The organism is Kiloniella majae, from assembly GCF_002118315.1.
GTDB classification, from domain to species: domain Bacteria; phylum Pseudomonadota; class Alphaproteobacteria; order Kiloniellales; family Kiloniellaceae; genus Kiloniella; species Kiloniella majae.
Window position 1 is genome coordinate 261,580 of the sequence record NZ_MTSZ01000002.1, and the last position, 25,400, is coordinate 286,979.

Genomic DNA, 25,400 nt, shown 5'->3' on the forward strand with positions numbered 1-25,400 from the left:
AACCCGATACCGCTGACACATCAGCTCAATAACGCTGAATAAATAACAATGGTAAATTCATGGATGCAATAATCGACCTTATCCTGAAATCAGTGCCCTTCTTGATGAAAGGAACTGCCTTTACCGTTGGCCTCAGCGCTGGGTCGATGATCCTCGGGTTAAGTCTGGGATTTCTTATCGCGTTTATGCACCTCTCCCCAACGCGGTTAATTCGTTGGCCAGCAATGTTTTTTGTTTCCTTTATCCGGGGAACGCCGCTTATCGTACAGCTGTTTCTCATCTATTACGGGCTACCAGAGTTTGGGATCAGACTGGACCCAATTCCCGCTGCTCTCCTTGGCCTTAGCCTGAACGTTGGCGGTTACACCGGTGAGATTTTACGGGGTGCAATTCAGTCCGTGGATAAAAGCCACTGGGAAGCAGCCTATTCCATTGGCATGACCCCGGCACAGGCAATGAGGCGGTCCATCTTGCCGCAAGCTATCCGTGTTGCTTTACCAGCCCTCGGGAATACTTTCCTTAGCCTCATAAAAGATACCGCAATTGCGGCAACAATTCAGGTACCAGAACTCTTCCGTCAGGCGCAGCTCATTTCAGCAAGGACCTATGAAGTGTTTGCTATGTACCTAAGTGCGGCTGCCATCTACTGGATCCTCTGCATCATACTCTCCAGACTGCAAAGCAAAATGGAACAACGATCAAACCGTCATATGAGAGCAAACTAAGATGGATAGTAATACCAAAGAGACAATGATCAATGTCAAAGGCCTCAAGAAATCCTTTGATAACAACCATGTCCTCTCTGACATTGATCTGAATGTGCATAAGGGAGAAGTTCTGGCCATTATTGGACCTAGTGGTTCAGGCAAAACAACTTTGTTACGCTGCCTCAATTTTCTGGAGGCTCCAAATGGTGGTAACATCCGGGTTGCGAACACTACAGTTGATGCATCACAGGATTTGAAGAAACAAAAAAAGGCCATCCGAGCACTAAGGAAATCGGCTGGTTTTGTCTTTCAGAATTTTAATCTTTTTCCTCACAGAACAGTTCTGGAAAACATTACCGAAGGTCCCGTCATTGTGAAGGGAGAAGAACCAACTTCTGCAGCAAAAAAAGCCCGTAAGCTTCTGAAAAAAGTTGGTCTGGCAAATAAAGAAGACGCCTATCCTTCTGCGCTATCTGGCGGACAACAACAGAGAGTCGCCATTGCCCGTGCGCTTGCCATGGAACCTGACGTAATCCTTTTCGATGAACCAACATCAGCTTTGGATCCCGAACTAGTTGGAGAGGTTCTAAACGTCATGAAAGAACTCGCGAGCGAAGAGAGAACAATGGTCATCGTTACTCATGAAATGGCCTTTGCCCGTGATGTTGCAGACCGCGTCATCTTCATGGCCGATGGCCAAATTGTAGAAGAGGCCCCAGCTGAAGAGCTTTTTTCAGCACCAAAGCGTGAAAGAACCAAGAAATTCCTTAAAAAGATACTCGAAAAACAGTAGCTCCTGCGTTTATTGATATTTCGCTTGAGCTTTGTACTCACTGGCTAGAATGGCATAGGAAACACCATCCCACCAAGTTCCATCATCTTTTGGAGTACTCTGTAAATAAGTGCCTTCTTTGCGCATTCCAATTTTTTCCATCACGCGCCAAGATGCTGAATTTTCCGGGTGAGCCATTGCAACAATCCTGTGAAGTCGCATTTTTTCAAATCCGATTTTCAACAGTGCTTTTGCAGCTTCACTCGCATACCCCTTCCCCTGAAACTCAGGCAAAATTAACCATCCCATCTCCCAGGTTTTCTTAACTTCCCAGAGATGAAAGGTCATTTCTCCCACAACCCGCTTCGTCGTTTTTTCCTCAACGACAAAGTCTTTTGTATCTGCAGCAGAGCTAACCCGCACATACTCTTCATGTTCTTTATCACTATATACACCAGATAGAAGCCATTTTCTCAGTTCAGGATCCTGGCTCATCTGTCTCGTTGATTCCAGATCTGTACTGCAATACTGACGAATACGTAACCTTGGTGTTTCAAGGGGTAAAAAATCTAAAAAACAAGAAGCCATGAAATCTGTTACTTAAACAGTTGAGAAGAAAAAGAAGGTATTACATAACAAACTCTTACATCCTTCTCCAGAACATTCCAGTTAGGCCTCTTGCGGAAAATTTTGTGAAACAGCATTTTGCTGTAATCCCGTGCGATAGGACCACCAAGCGATGCAGTGAGACAGAAGCTGAAAAGCACACAAAGTCCCAATCCCAGCATGAGGCCCCCAGTTATTAACAACCCAGACAACAATACCAATTAAGGCAGCTTTCATTCCTAAAAACAGGCTCGGAATTGTTGTCATCATCCGCCCAAACACAAAAGGATCAACAACAGCCATAAGCCAGTTATTACGGGCAATACGAATAGAACTATTTGCTACTCCAAGAAATAGCGCCAACCAAACCACTGTAAACAGGTTGGGTGAAAAGGTTTGAGCCACGAGAACGACTGAAAAAATACACATATTGAACAGGATAACCTGTATCGGCGATCGCGTGCTAAAAAGAATAGAATAGACAAGCCCAGCGACAACAGCACCCAGACCAAAGATTATTTCATAAAGAGCAAGCGTTTCAGCGCCTTCGGACAAGAGAACAATTAAAATAATCGGGATCAGGTAGTTGCCTGTTTGTACACAATTATAAGGGGTTGCACTACTAATTACAAAAATCGTCAACCTTGGATACTTAAGCAAGTATCTCAATCCAACCATAAACTCGGTAATAAATGACGTCTCATTGTTACAGGCATCTGGTTTTCTTTGATGTGATACGACAGAAATTGCAACAAGAGAGACAAAAATCGTTACCAGATTAAGCAAGATAATCTCTTGAAGTGACCAATGGCGCAACATAACCGCAGCAATAGCCCCAGTCACCACAGCAGCAGCCTGTCCCTCTACCTCCATAATCGCGTTGACCTTGGTATAGTCCACCGGTTCAAAAGCCTCCTGAATAAAGGCAGAACGAGCAGACTGGTTTAAAATAAAAAATAAACTCCCCAATGCAAAATACCCCGCCATCAGAAAAGATTTATTTTGCTCAAGTTCTGACAATCCGAACAAAACCAGTAGCAGAAAAACCAGTATGATACGTATTGTAATCATCATACCTTTTCGCGAATGACGATCGATAAAGACCCCAAACCATGGTGCCGTAAAAAAGATAAAAAGGTTTACGACAAAAGCGACGCCTCCAAATACCGCCGAGCCATTATCAGCATTGATCAAAAACCAGGGCGTGGCGATTAACGCAACCCCCTGACCAATTGATGTCATAAAGTTTGACAGAACCAATAGATATAAATTTCGTGAGCGGGAAAGAGACTGCATCTCAAGATATTCCTGTTGTGCTTTTCTATAAACACCGCCAAGAATATAATTTCCATTAAAGCTTGATAAACACCCCAAAACTTGACTTAATAGTTCTTTTAAGGAACCAATAATGCGGCGTCCTTCTGACAAATTTCATCTAATGTCAGTTTTCCATACTGTTGTGCAAACCGGTGCCTTTAATAAAGCAGCGGAGCAAATGGATATGAAGCCCTCGTCTGTCAGCAAAGCAATTTCACAACTGGAACAATTACTTGATGCAAAGCTTTTATATCGAACAACACGAAACCTGAGTCTGACAGATATTGGTAATTACTACTACGATCAGTGCAGTCACATCTTAAAAGATGTTGTGACACTTGAAGATACAATCGGCGCCCTTCAGAACGAACCTTCGGGCACACTGCGAATTACCGCCCCCACCGCATTTGGACAGTATTTTTTGGGTCCGCGCCTGTCTATTTTTTTAGAGAAATATCCAAACATAAACATCGATCTGGATTTAACAGAAAAGCTGAGGGATATCACTAAAGAAGGATACGATCTTGCTATACGATCCAGCGAGAGTTTACCGGACTCTTCGCTTTTTGCTATGAAACTGATTGCCCAAAAACGCGTTCTCGTAGCCTCCCCTCACTACCTAGAGCAATACGGACAGCCAAGAACACCAGATGATCTTTCCAAGCACCTAACACTTGTGTATTCCGCGATGACACAGTCGCAACGATGGTCGATGAGCAATAAAACAGATCAGCATCATGTCAGCATCACACCGAGGCTCAAAACGAATAGCTACTATACACTCCGTGACGCAGCAAGATCGGGACTTGGCATCGCCAACCTGAACGATTACATGGTGGTTGACGACATTAAATCCGGCAGACTGGTTCCGATACTACCCGGCTATGCACAAAGCCAGCGCGACCGCTTTGCTGTCTACCAACAAAAACGGGATCTATCCCCAAAGCTGGATGCCTTTCTTACCTTTCTGGCAAAAGCACTACGCCAATGACCAAAAGCAAGTTCAGTCTAAATGTCTCTCCCATTACAGAACAGAACACTGCGGAAGAGATACTCGCGAAATAAATATGGCTAATGGCTGTCATCATAAATTTTCATTTAAAAAATCACACCTCTTGATTATATGATTGTATAGTATGAATTCTGGATAGACACATTCCCCATTACTGTCCTCGGCAGCTATCCAAGAAAAGGAAGAAAAAATGGCCTATGTAGCAGAGCAAGCTGAAACAACGGATCTCATCTGGTCTTATATTCGAAAAGAAGCCAATGAAATGCTTGTCAAAGAGCCTGTATTAGCTGGGTTTCTGCAATCTTCCATGCTCAATCATAAAAGTCTGGAAGCAGCAATAGGTTACATGTTGTCTGAAAAGTTAGGCAATAACGCTGTTCCGGCTCGGCTTCTTGGGCAAGTATTTGAAGACGCTTTTTCAGCAGATCCAAGTATCGCTCAATCTATTCGATCAGACATCATTGCCGTTTTTGAAAGAGACCCTGCCTGCACATCACATCTGGAACCGTTACTTTATTTCAAAGGTTTTCACGCCCTGCAATGTTATCGACTAAGCCATTGGCTATGGAACAATGACCGACAGGCACTCGCGCTCTTTTTGCAAAACCGGATCTCTGAAGTGTTCGGGCTGGATATCCACCCCGCCGCCAAAATTGGCAAAGGCATCATGATTGACCACGGGACAGGCGTTGTTATTGGCGAAACCACTGTCGTAGAAGATAACGTTTCTCTGCTGCAAAATGTAACACTTGGCGGCACAGGAAAGGGTACAGGCGATCGCCATCCAAAAATTCGTCAGGGCGCGCTTATTTGTGCCGGAGCCAAGATTTTAGGTAACATTGAAATCGGCGAATGCGCAAAAGTCGGTGCAACATCTGTTGTTCTGGAAGATGTCCCCGCGCACTGCACAGCTGTTGGAGTTCCAGCAAAAATCGTAGGAAGTTGTTGTCCACAGCCTGCCCGAGAAATGGACCAGAGCTTACCAAAAATTGATTGATATTTTCCGGGATTAAAACTTTCCGGGATTGAAACTTTAGCAGGTCAGATAAACTTCTTAAACATCTTGGTTTGATCAAAAAGCTCTTCCAAGGTTTTCATTCTGCTCTTTGTTTCATTCCAGGTTTGGGTTTGCACCCCTGCAATTACAGCTTCCACCAGAAAAAGCGTAACCACGAGCGAATCCCAAGCCGATGGTACTTCAATGCGCGAATTCAAGCTATAGGTCGCCAGCTTCGCCGCCGGAGATCCCCATTGATCGGTAAAGAGTATCAACGTCACACCGCGAGATTTTGCAACCTCGGCCAAACGTAGAATATCGTGCTCGTAACGCCTGATATCAAAGGCAACCAACACGTCACCTTTGTTCATATTCAGGACATAGTGTGCCCAAGTATTAGAATTCGGGGCAACAAGGGTAACGCCAGAGCGCATCACCTGCATATGGGTAAAGAAGTTATCCGCCATAGAGCGCGTAATCCGCCCGCCGACCACATGGATTTCACGTTTTAGATCTGACAGCAAATCGACAACGGCGTTAAACTCTTCCGGATCGATCTGCTTTAATGTTTGCCGCATATTCTCGGAAACAGCATCCGCAAAGCGGTTAAGAATATGAGTATCCGGCGCGCTTTCAGACCACAGATCATGCTTTGCAATCGGACTGGATATTGTGGCTTTTAGTTCCGTATGCAATTGCGCCTGCATTTGCGGGAAGCCACCAAAGCCAAGCTTCTTTGCCATTCGGGCCACTGTCGGTGTTGAAACACCAGAATTTTCAGAAACTGTGGTAATACTACCCAGACCTGTAACAGGATAGTCTTCCAATATGGCGTTAGCCAACTGTCTTTCTGCGCGGGTCAAATGATCGAACTTTTGCTTAATTCGTTCCGCAACGGTCAGATTCTGATTTGTACCCATTTGTCGTTTCTATTCCACCCGTAACTTTTATCAGTACCCTATTAATTATACCAATAGATTGATAATCAATACCTACTTTAAACACAAATGAAGAAAATTCTCCACATGTAAATTTTCTGAAACAATATTTTCAGAAAATATCTTGACTTATTTCTCAATTCTGAAAATATAATTTCAAAAATAAGCATTAAAAATAAAACAATAAAAAATACCTGGGGTAAGGTTCTTGTCGAACGAGTTATTAAATTCCGTTGATAATTCTTCACCTGAAAGCGTGGTTAAAACGACCAACCTTTCAGGCCGTGGAGAGTATGTAATTATCTGCGAGCACGCCTCTAACCATATACCTGCTGAATACAACAAGCTTGGCCTTAGCGATGATGCAATAAACCAACATATTGCATGGGATCCTGGTGCACTCGCTGTTGCACAACAGCTTTCAAAACAACTGGATGCCCCTCTGGTCGAACAATGTGTGTCCAGATTGGTATACGACTGTAATCGCCCGCCTGATGCATGGAATGCGATGCCCTTTCAAAGTGAAATCTTTGAGATTCCTGGTAACGTAAACCTTAGTCAGGAAGAGCGCGACAACAGAATAAACAAAGTTTACATCCCCTTTAAAGACGCTGTAACAGCATGTCTCGATCACAAAACGACTGATACACATAAACCTGTTGTCATAACCGTTCATTCGTTCACGCCTGTTTACAAGGGGCAAAAAAGAGACGTTGAAATTGGTTTTTTACATGACAAAGACGATCGTTTTGCGGGCCAGCTTATAAAATCCTTCGCGTCGGAAACAACAGAGTATGACTTAAGGCTGAATGAACCTTATGCACCTATTGATGGCGTCACGCACACCTTGACAGAGCATGCGCTCCCAAGGGGCTTGATGAATGTCATGCTGGAAATCAGAAATGATCTGATTTCTGATTTCGATGCACAAAAAAATATGGCATCCCTGCTGGTTAAAGCCATCGGGAAAGCAAAAGAAGCTTTGGATAAACAACAAAACCAACCAGCTTCAGCAACCAAACAAACGAGCCTGGGAAACTGAAATGCCCAATATAATAAAATCCTACGTCAAAGGGGTCGATACATTGAACCGGTTTACAGGGCTGGTTACGATGCATCTCATCTTCGTCATGATCGGGTTACTTCTCTATTCCTCTATTTCTCGAACACTGTTTGACACACCAATCAATTCGGTGGTGACGATTTCTCAGTTCCTTATGTCCGCCTATTACCTTCTAGGTGGTGGGTTTTCCATGCAGGAAGATGCTCACGTACGGATGGACCTCTTCTACAGCAGCTGGTCAAAAAAGGGAAAAGCGAGGGCAGATGCCTTTACCTCTATCTTCCTGATTTTTTATCTCGTCGTTCTTCTAATTGGTGCCATATCCAGTACGATGTACACAATCGAAGTTGGGCAAAAGACCCGAACACTGATTCAATACCCTCTCGCGCCAATTAAAATCCTCATGACCTTGGGCGTTTTTCTTATGCTTTTACAAGCAACTGCAACTTTCTTTAAAGATCTGGCCAAGGCCAGAGGAGTGACACTGTAATGAGTTATGAAATGATCGCATTACTGATGTTCTCAACCATGATGGTCATGATGTTAACTGGCCAGCGTGTTTTTGGAGCTATCGGTTTTGTTGCCGCAGTTGCAGCGCTTTTCCTATGGGGCGAAGGCGGCGTGGAAATGCCGTTTACAGCTGCCTCAAAACTAATGAGTTGGTATCCGCTTCTCACACTCCCTCTCTTTGTATTCATGGGCTATATGCTCTCTGAGTCAGGGATCGCGAGTGATCTTTATAAAATGTTCCATGTCTGGATGGGGCCACTTCATGGTGGTCTCGCTATTGGTACGATCTGCCTTATGGTCCTCATTTCAGCAATGAACGGCCTGTCTGTTGCGGGTATGGCAATTGGGGCAACCATTGCCCTGCCAGAAATGCTACGGCGCGGTTATGACAAGGTAATGGTGACAGGCGTCATTCAGGCAGGAAGTTCACTTGGTATTCTGGTGCCACCAAGTGTTGTTCTTGTTCTTTATGGTATGATTGCCCGTCAACCTGTCAGCGATCTGTGGCTTGCGGGTGCTATTCCGGGCCTGATGCTGGCGACTATGTTTGTTATCTACATCGTTGTCAGATGTCGCTTACAGCCTGAACTTGGTCCTGTGTTACCCAAAGAAGAACGTCAGATGCCGTTGGGCGAAAAGATTGCATTGCTGAAAGCTGGTATTTTACCGCTCTTGATCTTTGTATTTATGACAGGCTTCTTTGTCGCAGGTATCACCAGTCTTGTTGAAAGTTCTGCAGTTGGCGCAACAGCAGCAATGCTTGCGGCGCTATTTAGAAAGCGACTGACATTTAAAGTTCTGGAAACCACAATAAGACAAACGCTGGGTATCAGCTGTATGTTTATGTGGATCATTCTTGCAGCGCTTGCTTTTGGTGCAGTCTTTGACGGACTTGGCGCAGTAAAGGCAATCGAAAGCCTCTTCCTTGAAAAATGGGGCCTAAGCCCTTGGGAAATTCTTATCCTGATGCAACTTTCCTACATCGTTATGGGAATGTTCCTGGATGATACCGCCATGTTGGTGATTGTAGCGCCACTTTATATTCCGCTCGTTATCAGCCTTGGCTTTAACCCGATTTGGTATGGCGTACTCTATACCATCACAGTTCAGGTTGCCTATATGACACCGCCTTTCGGTTACAACCTCTTCTTGATGAAGGCCATGGCGCCACCTGAAATTTCACTAGTCGATATCTATCGCTCGGTGATCCCTTTTGTCCTGATCATGATTTTCGCATTAGTGATTGTTATGTCATTCCCTGAAATCGCTCTTTGGCTACCTCAGTACTTCAAAGGCTAACAACACGGGATGATGGATGTATGATTTTTGACAGGAGGTTAAATAAGTAAAAAGTGAAGACTAAACTACACGAATATAAGTGAAAGAGCTTAAACCGCCCGAGCCTTTCTCGGGATATTAATAAGTTTAAACAGGGAGTATCTATACGATGACGAATAGACGCGATTTTCTTAAAAAAGCTGGTATGGCAACCGTTGGTGCCGCTGGCGCATCCGCTTTGGCAGCACCAGCTGTTCACGCTCAATCCACAATCAAATGGCGCCTGCAAACCTATGCTGGCCCTGCATTGGGTGAGCACGTAATCAAACCAGCCATTGATGCTTTTAACAAAGCAGCAAACGGCGAAATGGTTATTGAACTGTTCTATGCGGATCAGTTGGTTCCAACTGGTGAGCTGTTCCGTGCCATGCAAAAAGGTACAATTGATGCCGTTCAAAGTGATGACGATTCAATTGCAGCCCCTGTAGATGTATCTGTCTTTGGTGGATACTTCCCATTCGGCACACGTTACAGCCTTGATGTACCAGTTCTCTTCAACCAGTACGGTTTGAATGAGATTTGGGAAGAAGCTTATAACGAAGTTGACGGCGTTAAGTGGTTGTCTGCTGGTGCATGGGATCCATGTCACTTCGCAACCAAAGACCCAATCCGTAGTCTTGCAGACCTGAAAGGCAAGCGTGTCTTTACATTCCCGACAGCTGGTCGCTTCCTCTCCCGTTTTGGTGTTGTTCCTGTAACTCTGCCTTGGGAAGATATCGAAGTTGCCATGCAGACTGGTGAGCTGGATGGTATTGCTTGGTCCGGTATTACCGAAGATTACACTGTTGGTTGGGCAGACGTAACAAACTACTTCCTCACCAATAATATCTCTGGCGCATGGTGTGGTTCTTTCTTTGCGAACGAAGACCGTTGGAATGAAGTGCCTGAGCACCTCAAAACACTCTTCAAACTTTGCATGGATAGCTCACACTACTATCGCCAGCACTGGTATTGGGGTGGCGAAGCGCAGCTACGTACTGAAGGTACGAAGCTTGAGCTTACAACTATTCCTGACGAAGAGTGGGCAACTGTTGAAGCAGAAGCTTACAAGTTCTGGGACGAAATTGCAGAACAGAGCGACCGTTCAAAGCGTGTTGTTGACATTCTCAAGAAGTACGCAAAAACAATGGAAAAAGCTGGCAAACCTTACCGTTACGGCTAATTCTATATTTAGTATGTCACAGCCCGACAATCGGGCTGTGACACCTTTATACAACATCTAAAAATAAGAGTGTAACTATGTCCGGCAATCTTTCCTTTGAAGATCTAAAAAAAGCCGTCTCCAGCGGCGAGATTGATACCGTCCTTGTCTGTCAGGTCGACATGCAGGGCCGCCTTATGGGCAAAAGGTTCCATGCTGATTACTTCGTCAATGGTGGTCACAAAGAAACCCATAGCTGTAACTATCTTCTGGCAACAGATATGGAGATGGAAACGGTAGAGGGTTATAAATCCACCAGCTGGGAATCAGGTTATGGCGACTACACCATGAAACCGGATCTGAGCACTCTACGTCGCGTACCATGGCTCGAAGGCACTGCCTTTGTCATGTGCGATATGCTAGATCATCACACTCATGAAGAAGTTCCTCATTCTCCGCGCGCCGTTCTCAAAAAACAGGTCGCCCGCTTGGAAACGATGGGGATGAAGGCCTATATGGCCTCTGAACTTGAATTTTTCCTCTTTGAAAACTCTTTCGAAGACGCCCATAAAAGTGGTTACCACTCTTTGGAAACTCTTGGAAAATATAATGAAGATTATCATATCTTCCAAACCACCAAAGAAGAAGACGTCATGCGCGCCATTCGTAACGGATTGCATGATGCCGGTATCGTCGTTGAATGTTCCAAAGGTGAAGCTTCTGCCGGTCAGGAAGAGATCAACGTTAAGTATGATGATGCCCTGATTTCAGCAGATAATCATGTTTTCATCAAAAATGGTTGTAAGGAAATTGCCTGGCAAAAAGGCAAGGCCCTCACCTTCCTCGCCAAATGGCATAACGATGCCGCTGGAAGCTCTTCCCACGTTCACCAGTCACTCTGGTCTGCGGACGGGAAGGAAGCACTGTTCCACGATCCTAACGGTGAATACGGTATGTCAGAACTGATGCGCCAGTACGTTGCAGGTCTTCTGCACAACGCCAGCGACCTGACCTACTTCCTTGCCCCTTACATAAACTCCTATAAACGTTTTGCCGAAGGCACCTTCGCGCCGACCAAAGCCATCTGGAGTAAAGACAACCGTACCGCAGGTTATCGCCTATGCGGTGAAGCGACCAAAGCCATTCGTATTGAATGTCGTGTCGGCGGTTCTGACCTAAATCCGTACCTCGCCATGGCAGCCCTTTTAGCCGCAGGCATTGATGGTATTGAAAACAAGCGTGAACTTGAAGCTGAATTCAAAGGCGATGCCTACGCATCCGAAAGCGCACGGTCTATCCCCAACACTCTTCGTGGTGCCGCTGTCGCCCTGAAAGAATCAAAGATGCTCCGCGCTGCAATGGGTGATGATGTCATTGACCATTACACCCGTGCCGCAGAATGGGAACAGGAAGAGTTTGATCGCCGCGTCACCGACTGGGAAGTCGCCCGCGGTTTCGAACGCGCATAAGAAAATAAAACACGAACACCTTTTAAGCGTCTGAGTAAGCCGTCTTCCCAAACAAATAAGCAAACCAGACGCAAAGCCCTCACTTTAATGGTGAGGGCTTTTTTTTAGGTAATTAATATCAATTTCCTAAATCCAATTATCAGTTTGAGCATATTTCTTTGTCGGTAATACTCGGAAAGAAATATAAAAATTAATCAGAAACAGCTTCGACTGGGTATAAAGATTTAAATGTTAACTCCACGGCTTTTCTGGCGCGTTGTTCCCAGTCTTCGCGCCTTGTCCATTGGTCTTGAATGGTGATACCCGGTTTTCTTTTGTCCCCATGGACAATCCGGTTCCTGAGTTTATTCATCCAGGAAAGTTCTTTGGGATCAATCCACGACAACTGTGTACCGTGCTCTTTGACTTGAGCCTGAATAATTGAAGAGCAGAGGATAATTGTCGCCGCCCAGGCCCCAACGCAGAAAGTAGCCTGCAGATCAATCATCAGCGCACAAGCTTGCTCGCTTGGGGCTTGTGAACCTGATTGACTGTATTCAGCCTCAAGATCTTCAAACCAAAATCGGCGGTCTGACCAAATCACATCCTTGGGAAGATCAAGTTGATCCATGTCTCATTCCTAATAAATACCAAGCACAAAATTATTCTATCTAACAGCAGCTTATCATCAATACGCCGATATCAACACAACAAGATAACACCCAATAAAAAGGGCCGTATAAAACGGCCCTTTTCTGTTCTAAAATCGAGAAGACGTTTTACTCGAATTCAATAATGACCTGATCAACGACAAGGCTTTCACCAGCCGAAGCAGAAACCTTGCTCACAACGAGATCTTTTTCGGCCCGAAGGATGTTTTCCATTTTCATGGCCTCGATGACTGCAAGCTCTTCACCAGCCTTTACGCTCTGCCCTTCTTCAACCGCAACAGAGACCAGAAGTCCCGGCATTGGCGACATAAGGAACTTGGACATATCAGGTGGAAGCTTTTCTGGCATCAGTTCGTTATAGGCAGCCAGACGGCTTTCAACGACCATGGCCTCAACAGTCAAGCCCGATAGAGTTAACTTAAGCGCAGGCCCTCTGCGATCAATCTGGATAACTGTCTCTTTACCATTCACTTCCCCTACGAAAACTGGTTCATGCGCAAGCCAATCACCACGGATTAAGGTTTCAAAACCATCCCCTGAGACCAAATATCCGTCATCCTGTAAATCAATAAGCACAGGATGTGCTTTACGATCAATAAAGACCGTAAGCTCAACCGGGATATCAACGCCGGCGATACCGTTCAGATGCGCGGCAAGTGCAGTTTGTTCCGTCAGATTGGTTTGTAAAACTGCTGCAACAGAAACCAGCGTTTTGGTCTGCTCATCCGTTGCTTCAAGACCCAGGAAACCATCCGGGAATTCTTCGACAATGTAATTTGTTGTCAACCGACCTTCGACAAAGCGATCTTGAGACATAACGGCAGACAGGAAACCCATGTTATGGTTGATACCACGGATATAGTATGAATCCAGCGCTGTTCGCATTGACTCAATAGCTGATAACCTGTCTGGGCCGTAAGTACACAGCTTGGCGATCATCGGATCATAGAACATAGAGATCTCTGATCCTTCTTCAACACCTGTATCCACACGGATCACTGGGCGGCCATTGTACTCTTCGTCTGATTCCGGTGCTTCATAACGCACAAGACGTCCGATAGAAGGCAGGAAATTCCTCAGCGGATCTTCGGCATAAACGCGGGATTCAACCGCCCAACCTTCCAGTTTGACTTCATCCTGTTTCAGGCCAAGCTTCTCACCCGCAGCAACCCTGATCATCCACTCAACAATATCAATCCCGGTGATCAACTCTGTAACAGGATGCTCAACCTGAATACGTGTGTTCATTTCCAGGAAATAAAAATTCTTGTCTTTATCAACAATGAATTCCACCGTACCGGCAGAGTGATAATTCACGGCGTGGCCAAGGGCGACGGCTTCAGATCCCATCGCCGCACGTGTTGTTTCATCCAAAAACGGGGATGGCGCTTCTTCAATAACCTTTTGGTGACGACGTTGAATAGAACATTCCCGCTCACCAAGGTGGATGATGTTGCCGTGCTTATCGCCGATCACTTGAATTTCAATATGACGTGGCTCTTCGATGAACTTTTCAATGAAGATTCTATCGTCCCCAAAGCTGGAACGCGCTTCGTTCTGTGCAGAACGATAGCCTTCACGCGCTTCTTCGTCATTATAGGCAACACGCATTCCCTTACCACCACCACCGGCAGAGGCTTTGATCATAACGGGATAACCGATATCACTGGAAATCTTGACGGCTTCGTCAGCGTCTTCAATCAAATCCATGTGCCCGGGAACGGTGCTCACGTTTGACTTCTTTGCGAGATGCTTGGACTCGATCTTGTCACCCATAGCACCAATTGCATTGGTTGGCGGGCCGATAAAGACAATATCAGCATCATCCAAAGCTTTCACAAATGACGCATTTTCAGACAGAAACCCAAAGCCGGGATGAACAGCCTGCGCACCTGTTTGTTTACAAGCAGCGATGATTTTCTCAATAACGAGATAACTTTCAGCAGATGCAGCAGGACCAATGTGAACAGCTTCATCGGCCATTTCCACATGGAGGGACGCCGCATCAGCATCGGAATAGACAGCAACCGTTTTGATACCCATTCTTTGGGCTGTACGGATGACGCGGCAAGCGATTTCGCCACGGTTTGCAATAAGTATTTTTTCAAACAAGGCCACGATTTCAAGCCCCCTGATTTATGATGACACTATAAAGTCGAGATCTGTTCTTCATTGGAAACAGCTCCATCATTTACAGCGGCAGATTGCTGTGTTTTTTCCAAGGATTCTGCTGCTGCTTGTTTTTAAGCATTCGCAGGGCTTTTGAAACACGACGTCTTGTGCCGTGCGGCATAATCACATCGTCAATAAAACCACGAGACGCAGCGACAAAGGGGTTCGCAAATTTTTCGCGATACTCTTCTGTACGCTCTTCGATTTTTTCTGCGTCGCCAATATCCTGCCGGAAGATAATCTCAACAGCGCCTTTCGGCCCCATCACAGCAATTTCCGAAGTCGGCCATGCATAGTTCACATCACCGCGTAGATGTTTAGATGACATCACATCATAAGCACCACCATAAGCTTTACGGGTAATAACCGTTACCTTAGGTACCGTTGCTTCAGCATAGGCATAAAGAAGCTTCGCGCCGTGCTTGATAATACCGTTGTATTCCTGTGATGTACCGGGCAAGAAACCGGGAACGTCAACCAGCGTCACAAGCGGAATATTAAAACAATCACAGAAACGTACAAAGCGGGCAGCCTTGATTGACGATGCGATATCCAGACACCCGGCAAGAACCATCGGCTGGTTCGCAACGACGCCGACAGTCTCACCATCAACGCGTGCCAAACCGACCAGAATATTTCCGGCATAGTCAGGTTGAATTTCAAAAAATTCACCGTCATCGACAATTTTGCTAATAAGTTCCTGCATATCATAAGGCTTATTAGGATTATCCGGGATCAGCGTATCCAGAGAAAACTCATCGCGATCCGCAGGATCTGCTGATGGTTTCGCCGGTGCTTTTTCTCTGTTGGATGATGGCAGAAAGCTCATAAATCGACGAAGCTCTAACAAGGCTTCGACATCGTTTTCAAATGCGAGATCTGCAACGCCTGATTTACTGCTATGAGTGATGGCACCGCCCAGTTCTTCTGCAGTGACTTCTTCGTGGGTCACTGTTTTAACAACGTCAGGCCCCGTCACAAACATATAAGAGCTGTCTTTCACCATAAAGATGAAATCAGTCAAAGCCGGAGAATAAACTGCCCCACCTGCGCAAGGTCCCATGATCATGGAAATCTGGGGAATAACACCGGAAGCCATCGCATTGCGTTGGAAGATTTCTGCGTAGCCCGCAAGGGAATCAACGCCTTCCTGAATTCGTGCGCCACCTGAATCATTGAGACCAATAACCGGGGCCCCAACCTCCATGGCTTTATCCATGATTTTTATGATCTTTTGCGCATGAGAAGCAGAGAGCGATCCTCCAAAAACGGTAAAATCCTGGCTGTAAACAAAAACGAGACGTCCGTTAATTGTTCCACTGCCAGTGACGACACCGTCACCAGGGACACTTTGTTGTTCCATACCGAAGTCGACGCAACGGTGTTCTACAAACATATCCCATTCTTCAAAAGAACCTTCGTCGAGTAAGACGTCAATGCGTTCACGCGCAGTAAGTTTACCCTTACCATGCTGCGCATCAACCCGACGCTCTCCTCCACCGCTTCTGGCCGCCTGTCGCTTTGCTTCCAGCTTTTGTATGATATCCTGCACGTGTTCCCCCACGTTGTTATGTCATCAATTTCGAGGCGCAGTTTTGCACTGCGATATTTAACAGGACGTAATTGATAGCACGTAGGGTTTAACGATACTAGTACTCTGTAACTAGTCAGTCATGAATTAGACTTAAAAATTTCATTGCAGTGCGAAATTCAGTTAAAATATTTACATGACGCTGCTCGGCTTCTTCATCAGCCCCCCAGCGTTCGATTTGAAATTTTTCATGTAAAAGTACGGCTTCTATAGCCTTTTCAACATCTATATGATTTTTCAACAACGCCAAACCAACAATCAAAGAACCGCCCGTTCTGACTATGGTTGATAAGGCTGCCAACTCCATATTGGGAAAACTGCACACAGCTTTTTTAAGCGCAGATACGGCACTTTCGGGCTGTTCAACACTCAAAAGACCACTGGTCGTTGCTAAAGGCGCATCAAATGTCAGTGCGGCCCAATCGAGTAACGGTTGCCATACCTCTTTTTGTCGATCCTGAAGTTCAGGCATGCTGTCATCCCAATAACAAAGCAAATCGTGCCCGGCATACTCACCAATGCCTTCTTCAGCCTGTAATCTTTCCTTACCAACCCAATCAATGGCCGTACAGGCAAGCGTCATCATCGGCATTGTCGCCGCATCAATTTCCTTTTCCTGCGCGTCCCATTCCGCAGCAACGGCTTCGGCTAGCTGTAAAGTTGGAAATAATAACGGAAGCTGTTCTGGCGTTTTAACAACACGTCCATCAAGAAGAACAACAAAGCCCTCGTCCGAAGCTTCGGCTGTCGCCTGTTTATAAAATCGTTTTAAAGCAAGTGTAGAAGACATCAGTTCAGTCTATTCATTAGTTAAGATTAAACAGCTGGTTTTCACAATTTCTATTGTACCAGATCAACAAAGCGTTCGGGAAGTTCTTCGCAGGAATTCACAACGATATGGGCGCCCGCATCAAACAATGCCTGTGTTTCATGATACCCCCAGGAAACGCCAACAGCAGATACACCCGCCGCACGTGCCATTTCAATATCATACGTTGTATCACCAATCATGACTGTATCTTTTGGATCAACACCATTTTCCGCCATAGCCTGATAGAGAATTTCTGGATGTGGTTTACTTGGCCCATCATCCGCCGTTTTCAAAGTCACAAAGTGATCCTGAAATCCGTGATGATCGAGACTCTTTTTAAGTCCCCGCAAATTTTTACCCGTCGCGATAGCCAATAGCGTTTCTGGTTGATCCAGACGTTGCAACATTTCACGCACACCGTCAAAAACTGGCTCTTCAAAACAGGGCTTTTGCCGGGCCTCAACAAAAGATTCCCGATAGGAATCCGAAACCTTGCAAGCCAACTCCCAGCTAGCATCCCTGGGCAACATCTCGGCCACTGCATATTCCAACTTCAGTCCAACAATACGGCGAACATCTTCCAGAGTAGGTTCAGAAAGACCATTTACTGTGAAAGCTTCGATCATGTTTTTATGAATATTGAACTGACTATCAACAAGCGTGCCGTCAAAATCAAAAATAACCAGTTTAAAAGGTTGCCTTGGCACCTCTACCTCACTTTAAATTCGCCACGAACTAATCAGGATTAACACTGTTGGGGTTAGTGTTCTTTGGATTTATAAAAATCTCTCAATTCACGTGGTGGGCAGTGGGCAAGATCCCCGGCATAGCCTTCGAGCAAATCAACGGCATCATCACCATGTCCTTGTTTGAAGCCCAATGTCTTCCAAGCATCAACCATATGCGGGGAAAGGTCTGCTTTTACCCTCAACGTTGTACCATCTTCAGGATGAGGAACAGCAATTTCCCGGGCATGGAGCATCATGTCTTTTGAAATTTTGTTTCCCAATGGATAAGCATCTTTGCCTCCGTACTTGCCATCCCCTAGGATTGGGGCCTCAAGTGCGCCACAATGCGCACGCAGTTGGTGTGTACGACCAGTCAAAGGCATCAGCGCAACCCAGGCTGCTTTACGTCCGACCTTATCAATCATGCTATAAAGAGTCAGTGCTTCTTTCCCGGTATCATAATCGATCACCATCTTTTCGCCCTGCGCGCCAGCCTGTTTTTCCAATGGCAGATAAATCCACCCCTTCTTCTGCGGCGGGACAGCAGCAACAAGCGCCCAATAGACTTTCTTAGCTGTTTTGCCTTTAAACGATTTGGTCAGAATACGGGCAGAATTTGCATTACGCGCAAGGAGTAGAACACCACTGGTATCTTTATCCAGCCGATGCACCAAACGCGGCTTTTCCTGTTTGTCATAACAGAGAGCTTCGAGCATGCCATCCAGGTGTTTGCTTTGTCCCGTTCCACCTTGTACAGCCAAACCAGCAGGCTTATTCAATGCAATAACAGAATCATCTCTGTAGATCACCATATCCCTGACATACTGAATTTCTTCGGGGCTCATGGTCGGTTCATTTCTGCGTGGGCGATTATCAGTGGAACGATCTGGAACTGGTGGAACCCGAATTTCCTGCCCCGGTTCTAGCCGAGATGAGGCTTTTGCACGCTTGCCATCAATACGGATCTGGCCTTTACGCAACATTTTCTCGACCTGGATATAACTAAAAGCCGGGTAGTGCTTTTTGAACCAACGATCAAGACGTACGCCGCCATCATCTGTTCCAACTTTAACCATGGTAACGGCACTCATACGACAAAAGACCTCATTAGATAATATCCAGCAACAAAGGCTGCTATAGAGAGAAAGACAGATAAAGACAAGTACAAGGCTGCCAATCCAATGGCATCACGCTGGAAAAGAACAACAACATCCATCGAAAAGGTCGAAAAAGTTGTAAATGCGCCCAACAGGCCAACGGTCAAAAAAGCCCTCAGTTCCTGCGATACAAGATCACCAACACCAATCAAGGGAACAAGTATGCCCATCGCAAACGAGCCAACGATATTCACTGTCAAAGTACCAACAGGGATCATGGTTCCCACCATAGTACCCATCGTAATAATGACCAGATATCGTCCCATTGCCCCGATCGCACCACCAAGGGCAACTGCTGCCAGCATTTTCATTACGTACCTGCCAAAATGATCAAATAGGAATAATCAAACCAGAATGACCCAAGAACAAATCTTTGCAAAAGTGACTGCTCAATCCAGCCGCACCTGTGCATCCAGTTCTAACTAACAAATATGAGGCAGCTTGGCAAAATAAGAGAAATGGCTTTTCTATTTGTGTAACAGCCTAGGCTGCCTTTTCACTTTCGCCATTTTCGCGGGGATCACGCAACCAGGACAACAGTTCGTCTGTTTCCATCATGTATACGCCCATACGCCCGAGTTCGTGAAGACCTTGTTCCGTCGCATTACACAAAGCGTCCGGAACAACAATAACCCGGAAATCACGTGCACTTGCTTCGTAAATCGTTGCCCGTGTTGCAGTGGTAAATGAGAACCCGCAAAGAACCAGTGTGTTTACACCACGCGCTTTAAGCTCATTTTCCAATGGCGTGTCATGAAACGCTCCCCAACGCGGACGATAGAAAATTGATTCGTTCTCGCCAATTTCCTGGAACTTGCCATCAAAAAGGAGATCCGGGTTAATGCGAACTTCTTTGCCTTCAGGCTGGATTTCATCAACCAGTTCCGCACCAAGGCTTCCCGGCATAAAGATACGCAACCCTTCTTCTACTGCCGTACGACGACAGAGATCAACATTTGACCCATCCGTTTTATAAAGACGGATAGAATGATAAACCGGGGCTAGACGGTCACGAAAGCCCTGAACCAATTTTTCCATTGCAGGAATGGCGCGGGAAAGACCGGATGCTCGGATAGGAGAACTTGGGAGGATATAATCTCGCTGCGCAGATAGAGAAATGAGTGCCACATGATCTTTTTGCGGACGAATATAATCTGGCATTGCTGGCTTTACCCTCTTGGAACGCGGTCTGTGTTTTTCGACACAAGAACTAGTTTTAGGATTTCTGCCTACAAATAACACCAAAATGTCGCACCTTTGCAATCATCAGATATACATGGCAGGCACGCAGTTTTTGCATTCCTTGGTTAATTCTCAGGGTTTCTGCCGCTCTTGGCGCAACTTGTCCCAGTAAAGAAGCCGTTTTTTTACGTCTCGTTCAAAGCCTCTTTCCACGGGTTGGTAGAAATTATGACGGGGCATATTATCCGGAAAGTAGTTTTGCCCGGAAAAACCATCCTGTGCATCATGATCATAAGCATAGTTTTTTCCGTAACCGAGATCTTTCATCATTTTGGTCGGTGCATTTAGAATATGCATCGGCGGAGAAAGAGATCCGGTTTCTTTTGCAGATCGAACACTACTTTTATAAGCAGCATAAGCCGCATTGGATTTCGGCGCTGTACCAAGATAGATTACGGCTTGAGCCAGAGCCAATTCTCCCTCTGGAGATCCTAAACGCTCGAAAGATTGCCATGCATGCAGCGCCTGCGACATTGCATTGGGATCTGCAAGACCGATATCTTCAACAGCAAACCTTAAAAGTCTTCGCGCGATATAATTGGGATCTTCTCCGCCTGCCAGCATTCGTGCCAACCAATAAAGCGCTGCGTCACAATCAGATCCACGAAGCGATTTATGCAGGGCTGATATTAGATTATAATGCCCTTCCTGGCCTTTATCATAAATCGGCGCACGTTTTTGAATAACCGTTGCCAGATCTCCGGTATCCAAAGCATCACCCGGTGGCAGTGTAAAGAGTTCTTCTGCCATGTTCAAAAGGTAACGGCCGTCACCATCTGCCATGGCAATAACCGATTGCCGAGCTTCACCTGTAAGGGGTAATTCAAACCCCATTTCCTGTTCTGCTCGTATTAAAAGACCATCCATCCCCTCCTCATCTATGCGCTTGAGCACCATGACTTGAGAGCGAGATAAGAGCGCCGCATTTAGCTCAAAAGAAGGATTTTCAGTCGTCGCCCCAACGAGAACAATGGTGCCATCTTCCATGTAGGGAAGGAAACTATCCTGCTGCGCCCTGTTAAAGCGATGGATTTCATCAATAAATAGCAGCGTGCCTTGCCCCATCGCCTTTCGTTCGCGTGCTTTTTCAAAGATCTTGCGCAGGTCAGCAACGCCGGAAAAAATGGCCGATAGTGGCTCAAAGTGAAGATCAGTAACATCAGCCAGCAATCGCGCAATTGTGGTTTTTCCACACCCCGGCGTTCCCCATAAAATCATGGAGGCCAAACGTTGTGCCCGAACCATACGCCCAATTGGACCGTTTTCACCAACAAGGTGATCTTGCCCGACAACCTGATCCAGTGTCTGCGGACGCAAGCGGTCCGCCAGTGGCCTTGATGTTGGATCTTCGAATAAACCAACCACTTAATATGTTCCTTGTGGCATCATCATTCCCATAACGTTAGGAATAGACACTAGCGTTTTAATTCGAGCGTTCTCTTACGCCCTTCTCGACTGATAACCAACGTCCAGCTCTTTGTTTTTTTATTTAAAGCCTTTTTAACGTCGGCAACTCTGTTGATTTGAACACCGTTTACATTCAGCAGAATATCTTGTGGCTGCAGACTTATTTGATGAGCGGGGCTTCTTCGCGCAACATTTTTCACCATGACCCCTTCCCACAAGCTTCCAAGATGTAACTCTTCTGCAACTGCAGGCGAGAGATTGGTAAGAATAGAACCAGCCAAGGGGTTTGAACCTCGAATTTCTTGTTCATTCCTTTTTGGCGTTTCAGGGGCCGGACTTGCCAGATAAGTAACCGTTTTTGCTTTACGCCCTCTCCAAAGCTCTAGTTCAACTTTTTCACCGACAGGGATTGTCGCAATGCGGAACCGAAGAGATTCAACATTGATCACTTCTTTCCCCCCAACAGATAAAATAACATCCCCCCCACGAATACCTGCCTTGTCAGCGGGTCCGCCGGGGTAAACATTACTCACAACAACACCACCGGGGCGATTCAGACCAAAACCAAGAGCCAGATCAGCATTCAAATCCTGCCCTGCAATACCGGGCCAGGCACGAACCAGCTCTCTCCCCTGTTCTGCAGAATGTATAACGGTGCGAACCATATTAGCCGGAATGGCAAAACCAATACCAATCGAACCGCCATTCCTTGAGGAAGAGAAGATCGCCGTGTTAATTCCCAAAAGCTTACCATCCAATGTAACCAAGGCACCCCCAGAGTTCCCGGGATTAATGGCTGCATCTGTCTGGATAAAGAACTGAAAGTCCGCCACCCCGACCTGTGTCCGTGCCAGTGCAGAAACAATCCCGCTGGTGACGGTTTGGCCCACACCAAAAGGATTACCAATCGCGAGGACAAGATCACCAACATCAATTGTGTCAGAATCCATCAACTCCAGAGTTGGTAGCTTTTCGCCCTGAGTATCAATTTTCAGTATTGCCAGATCTGTATCTTTATCACTAAGAACCAATTCAGCAGAGAACTCCCGGCGATCTGCCAGAACAACCTGAATTTCAGTTGCAGAGTCGATGACATGGTGATTCGTAACAATCAACCCATTTTCGCGAACGATCACACCCGATCCCAAGGATTTCCCCATCCGCTTTCTTTCACGACCCGGTAAGTTGTTACCAAAGAACTTACGAAAAAAAGGATCGTTGAATAGTGATGGAACTGCACGTTCTTTGACCAACGTTTTGGTGAAGATATTGACCACGGCTGGTGACGTCTGTTTCACAACGGGTGAGAAGCTCAAATTTATCTGCGCCTGACTAGTTGGCACCGTTTGTGCGGAAACAGAAGAAACAGACAGGTTATTCTGAATCAAAAATAACGCCATGATTGACAGGAAAACTGGCAATAGATTTGTAGGCAGAATACGCATCAGTATTTCGTTCCTTATGAAATAAACAGTTCGCAGTTTGTTCACCCTCAGATTTAACACAGTTATCCCTGTGTCAAAATATCTCTTTGTAAAAATCTTTATGCCCTCATCCACTGCCAAAACAAAAGGGACAAAAACAAAAGGCAGCCCCAAGGACTGCCTTTTGATAGTACTTAAATGTGAAGAAAAAGAGGCTTACTCTTCTCCTTCATCCTCATCACCAACTACAGGACCAGAATCCTGGCCTTTGGCATCAAGGTCGCGATCAACGAATTCGATGAACGCCATTGGCGCCATATCACCATGACGGAAGCCAGCTTTAAGAACGCGAGTGTATCCACCCTGACGGTCTTTGTAACGCTCGGCAAGTACGTCAAAAAGTTTAGCAGTTAGTTTTGTATCACGAAGAACAGCTAGAGCCTGACGACGAGCGTGCAGGTCACCGCGCTTACCAAGTGTAACCAATTTCTCAACGATTGGACGAAGGTCTTTGGCTTTTGGAAGCGTTGTTTTGATCTGTTCGTGTTTGATCAACGCGTGAGCCATGTTTGCAAACATAGCCTTACGGTGGCTGGAAGTACGGTTTAGTTTACGACCACTCATTCCGTGACGCATATCTGTTCTCCTAATATCTAGTGTCTCGCGCACGAGACGGATTAAATTCCCTAACGCCGCCTGATTTAAAAATCAGATGAAATCGCCAGGGTTTGGGGATGCATTCCCCTTTGGTAACTCAGAACCTTCTTAGAAAGGTTCGTCGAGACGCTTTGCCAACTCTTCGATGTTCTCTGGCGGCCATTCGGCAATTTCCATACCGAGGTGTAGGCCCATACCGGAAAGAACTTCTTTGATCTCATTAAGAGATTTACGACCGAAGTTAGGTGTACGTAGCATCTCTGCTTCGGTTTTCTGAACCAGATCACCGATGTAAACGATGTTATCGTTTTTGAGGCAGTTAGCTGAACGAACAGACAGTTCAAGCTCATCAACCTTGCGAAGAAGGTTACGGTTGAACGGAGGTTCACTTGGACGATCGTCAACTTCTTCAACTTTCGGCTCATCGAAGTTAACGAAGAGAGAAAGCTGATCCTGAAGAATACGAGACGCAACAGCGATCGCATCTTCTGGTGTGATAGAACCATCAGTTTCGATTTCAAGTGTCAGCTTGTCATAGTCAGTTACCTGACCAACACGAGTGTTGTCGACTTTGTAGGACACCTTACGAACTGGCGAGAAGATTGAATCAACAGGTACAAGACCGATTGGCGCATCTTCAACACGGTTCTGAGAAGCAGCAACATAGCCTTTACCGGTATCAACGGTAAGTTCCATGTCCAGATGAGCACCATCATCCAGAGTACAGATCACAAGATCCGGGTTCATCACTTCGATGTCACCAGTTGTTTCGATTTGACCGGCAGTAACAGAACCAGGACCTTCTGCGCGAAGACGCATGCGCTTTGGCTCTTCACCTTCCATACGCAGAGCGATGGTTTTGATGTTAAGAATAACGTCAGTAACGTCTTCACGAACACCAGGAATAGATGAGAACTCGTGCAGTACACCATCAATGTGGATGGATGTAACAGCAGCACCTTGCAAAGATGACAGAAGAACGCGACGCAGCGCGTTACCAAGTGTAAGACCGAAACCACGCTCTAGCGGCTCAGCAACAACTTTAGCAATACGATTGCTATCAATGCCTGGCTCAACAACGAGACTTTCAGGCTTAATCAAAGCATTCCAGTTAGTCTGAATCACAGTAAAACCTCTTTTTTGACGTGCAAGCTATCGATCACGAACGGGACGTAACAATGGTTCTTGCAGTGTCATGTATATGCCAAAAGCCGGAAACAAAATCCGGCTTTAGACGAGTTAGATACAGGCAGGCTACCCGTTAAACAGCCTGCCCTAAATCCACTTATACGCGACGGCGTTTAGGTGGACGACATCCGTTGTGCGGAATTGGTGTTACATCACGGATACCAGTGATGGTAAAACCAACTGCCTGCAGAGCACGAAGAGCGGACTCACGTCCTGACCCTGGGCCCTTAACGTTGACTTCGAGAGTCTTCATTCCATGATCCTGAGCTTTTTTGCCTGCATCTTCTGCAGCAAGCTGAGCAGCATATGGAGTGGACTTACGAGAACCTTTAAAACCTAGACCACCAGCTGATGCCCAAGAAATAGCATTTCCCTGTACGTCAGTGATCGTGATGATCGTGTTGTTAAAAGTTGCACTGATGTGAGCGATACCAGAAGAAATATTCTTCCGCTCGCGACGCTTAACGCGCCCCTGCTGAGCTTTAGCCATTTTCTACTGCCCT

The 25,400-nt window shown here is 46.0% G+C and carries 25 protein-coding genes; 9 read left to right on the top strand and 16 right to left on the bottom strand.

Going from position 1 to position 25,400, the window contains the following annotated elements:
• Nucleotides 1–59: 59 nt before the first annotated feature.
• Together tcyL and tcyN are read left to right on the top strand one after the other, a co-directional pair.
• Nucleotides 60–725: a cystine ABC transporter permease gene (gene tcyL / locus BKB51_RS07245; protein WP_085900452.1), complete on the top strand. Its 666-nt coding sequence runs from the start codon at nucleotides 60–62 to the stop codon at nucleotides 723–725.
• Between the two features lies 1 nt (nucleotide 726).
• Entirely contained in the window at nucleotides 727–1,500 is a 774-nt protein-coding gene (tcyN, locus tag BKB51_RS07250; RefSeq protein ID WP_276327915.1) for an L-cystine ABC transporter ATP-binding protein TcyN, read from the top strand.
• Nucleotides 1,501–1,509: 9 nt separating this feature from the next.
• Here tcyN and BKB51_RS07255 read toward each other — a convergent pair whose 3' ends face one another.
• Together BKB51_RS07255 and BKB51_RS07260 are read right to left on the bottom strand one after the other, a co-directional pair.
• Nucleotides 1,510–2,067, bottom strand: a complete 558-nt coding sequence (locus BKB51_RS07255; protein WP_085900453.1) for a GNAT family N-acetyltransferase — start codon at nucleotides 2,065–2,067, stop codon at nucleotides 1,510–1,512.
• Between the two features lie 81 nt (nucleotides 2,068–2,148).
• The gene (locus BKB51_RS07260; RefSeq protein ID WP_085900454.1) at nucleotides 2,149–3,513 is read right to left on the bottom strand and encodes an MFS transporter; all 1,365 of its coding nucleotides are present in this window, start codon (nucleotides 3,511–3,513) and stop codon (nucleotides 2,149–2,151) included.
• Here BKB51_RS07260 and BKB51_RS07265 point away from each other — a divergent pair.
• On the top strand, nucleotides 3,494–4,393 hold the full coding sequence (locus BKB51_RS07265) for a LysR family transcriptional regulator (RefSeq protein ID WP_085900455.1): 900 nt from the start codon (nucleotides 3,494–3,496) through the stop codon (nucleotides 4,391–4,393). The genes BKB51_RS07260 and BKB51_RS07265 overlap by 20 nt on opposite strands.
• A 211-nt stretch (nucleotides 4,394–4,604) precedes the next feature.
• Nucleotides 4,605–5,411, top strand: a complete 807-nt coding sequence (gene cysE / locus BKB51_RS07270) for a serine O-acetyltransferase (RefSeq protein WP_085900456.1) — start codon at nucleotides 4,605–4,607, stop codon at nucleotides 5,409–5,411.
• 44 nt (nucleotides 5,412–5,455) lie between these two features.
• Here cysE and BKB51_RS07275 read toward each other — a convergent pair whose 3' ends face one another.
• Entirely contained in the window at nucleotides 5,456–6,331 is an 876-nt protein-coding gene (locus BKB51_RS07275) for a MurR/RpiR family transcriptional regulator (RefSeq protein ID WP_085900457.1), read from the bottom strand.
• Nucleotides 6,332–6,557: 226 nt separating this feature from the next.
• Between BKB51_RS07275 and BKB51_RS07280 the strand changes: the two genes are divergently transcribed.
• The 5 genes from BKB51_RS07280 to BKB51_RS07300 all read left to right on the top strand — a co-directional run bounded on the left by BKB51_RS07280 (nucleotide 6,558) and on the right by BKB51_RS07300 (nucleotide 11,870).
• A complete protein-coding gene (locus BKB51_RS07280) occupies nucleotides 6,558–7,391 on the top strand; it encodes an N-formylglutamate amidohydrolase (RefSeq protein WP_085900458.1) in 834 nt (277 codons plus the stop codon).
• A 1-nt stretch (nucleotide 7,392) separates the two neighbouring features.
• On the top strand, nucleotides 7,393–7,902 hold the full coding sequence (locus BKB51_RS07285; protein ID WP_085900459.1) for a TRAP transporter small permease subunit: 510 nt from the start codon (nucleotides 7,393–7,395) through the stop codon (nucleotides 7,900–7,902).
• Nucleotides 7,902–9,221 (top strand): TRAP transporter large permease, encoded by a 1,320-nt coding sequence (locus BKB51_RS07290; RefSeq protein ID WP_085900460.1) that lies wholly within the window; start codon nucleotides 7,902–7,904, stop codon nucleotides 9,219–9,221. The genes BKB51_RS07285 and BKB51_RS07290 overlap by 1 nt, the downstream gene beginning before the upstream one ends.
• A 148-nt stretch (nucleotides 9,222–9,369) precedes the next feature.
• The gene (locus tag BKB51_RS07295; protein WP_085900461.1) at nucleotides 9,370–10,422 is read left to right on the top strand and encodes a TRAP transporter substrate-binding protein; all 1,053 of its coding nucleotides are present in this window, start codon (nucleotides 9,370–9,372) and stop codon (nucleotides 10,420–10,422) included.
• Between the two features lie 77 nt (nucleotides 10,423–10,499).
• Nucleotides 10,500–11,870, top strand: a complete 1,371-nt coding sequence (locus BKB51_RS07300) for a glutamine synthetase family protein (RefSeq protein ID WP_085900462.1) — start codon at nucleotides 10,500–10,502, stop codon at nucleotides 11,868–11,870.
• Between the two features lie 190 nt (nucleotides 11,871–12,060).
• On the opposite strand, the gene BKB51_RS07305 is transcribed toward BKB51_RS07300, so the two are convergent.
• The 13 genes from BKB51_RS07305 to rpsK form a co-directional block, all read right to left on the bottom strand.
• On the bottom strand, nucleotides 12,061–12,480 hold the full coding sequence (locus BKB51_RS07305) for a hypothetical protein (RefSeq protein WP_085900463.1): 420 nt from the start codon (nucleotides 12,478–12,480) through the stop codon (nucleotides 12,061–12,063).
• 148 nt (nucleotides 12,481–12,628) lie between these two features.
• The gene (locus tag BKB51_RS07310; protein WP_179188005.1) at nucleotides 12,629–14,632 is read right to left on the bottom strand and encodes an acetyl-CoA carboxylase biotin carboxylase subunit; all 2,004 of its coding nucleotides are present in this window, start codon (nucleotides 14,630–14,632) and stop codon (nucleotides 12,629–12,631) included.
• A 79-nt stretch (nucleotides 14,633–14,711) separates the two neighbouring features.
• The gene (locus BKB51_RS07315; RefSeq protein ID WP_085900465.1) at nucleotides 14,712–16,244 is read right to left on the bottom strand and encodes an acyl-CoA carboxylase subunit beta; all 1,533 of its coding nucleotides are present in this window, start codon (nucleotides 16,242–16,244) and stop codon (nucleotides 14,712–14,714) included.
• 115 nt (nucleotides 16,245–16,359) lie between these two features.
• Nucleotides 16,360–17,073 (bottom strand): ATP12 family chaperone protein, encoded by a 714-nt coding sequence (locus BKB51_RS07320; RefSeq protein WP_085900466.1) that lies wholly within the window; start codon nucleotides 17,071–17,073, stop codon nucleotides 16,360–16,362.
• Between the two features lie 50 nt (nucleotides 17,074–17,123).
• Entirely contained in the window at nucleotides 17,124–17,801 is a 678-nt protein-coding gene (locus BKB51_RS07325) for an HAD-IA family hydrolase (protein WP_085900467.1), read from the bottom strand.
• A 53-nt stretch (nucleotides 17,802–17,854) separates the two neighbouring features.
• Nucleotides 17,855–18,913: an RluA family pseudouridine synthase gene (locus tag BKB51_RS07330; RefSeq protein WP_085900468.1), complete on the bottom strand. Its 1,059-nt coding sequence runs from the start codon at nucleotides 18,911–18,913 to the stop codon at nucleotides 17,855–17,857.
• Nucleotides 18,910–19,290 (bottom strand): fluoride efflux transporter CrcB, encoded by a 381-nt coding sequence (gene crcB, locus BKB51_RS07335; RefSeq protein WP_085900469.1) that lies wholly within the window; start codon nucleotides 19,288–19,290, stop codon nucleotides 18,910–18,912. Before crcB ends, BKB51_RS07330 begins: the two co-directional genes overlap by 4 nt.
• A 172-nt stretch (nucleotides 19,291–19,462) precedes the next feature.
• Nucleotides 19,463–20,140, bottom strand: coding sequence for a cysteine hydrolase family protein (locus BKB51_RS07340; RefSeq protein WP_085900470.1), 678 nt, complete (start codon nucleotides 20,138–20,140; stop codon nucleotides 19,463–19,465).
• 153 nt (nucleotides 20,141–20,293) lie between these two features.
• The gene (locus tag BKB51_RS07345; protein WP_085900471.1) at nucleotides 20,294–21,586 is read right to left on the bottom strand and encodes a replication-associated recombination protein A; all 1,293 of its coding nucleotides are present in this window, start codon (nucleotides 21,584–21,586) and stop codon (nucleotides 20,294–20,296) included.
• Between the two features lie 50 nt (nucleotides 21,587–21,636).
• The gene (locus BKB51_RS07350) at nucleotides 21,637–23,073 is read right to left on the bottom strand and encodes a DegQ family serine endoprotease (RefSeq protein ID WP_085900472.1); all 1,437 of its coding nucleotides are present in this window, start codon (nucleotides 23,071–23,073) and stop codon (nucleotides 21,637–21,639) included.
• Nucleotides 23,074–23,268: 195 nt separating this feature from the next.
• Entirely contained in the window at nucleotides 23,269–23,688 is a 420-nt protein-coding gene (rplQ, locus tag BKB51_RS07355) for a 50S ribosomal protein L17 (RefSeq protein WP_047763780.1), read from the bottom strand.
• 129 nt (nucleotides 23,689–23,817) lie between these two features.
• Complete coding sequence (locus BKB51_RS07360; protein WP_047763781.1) at nucleotides 23,818–24,834, bottom strand: DNA-directed RNA polymerase subunit alpha; 1,017 nt, start codon at nucleotides 24,832–24,834, stop codon at nucleotides 23,818–23,820.
• Between the two features lie 160 nt (nucleotides 24,835–24,994).
• Nucleotides 24,995–25,387: a 30S ribosomal protein S11 gene (gene rpsK / locus BKB51_RS07365; protein WP_047763782.1), complete on the bottom strand. Its 393-nt coding sequence runs from the start codon at nucleotides 25,385–25,387 to the stop codon at nucleotides 24,995–24,997.
• Between the last annotated feature and the right edge of the window lie 13 nt (nucleotides 25,388–25,400).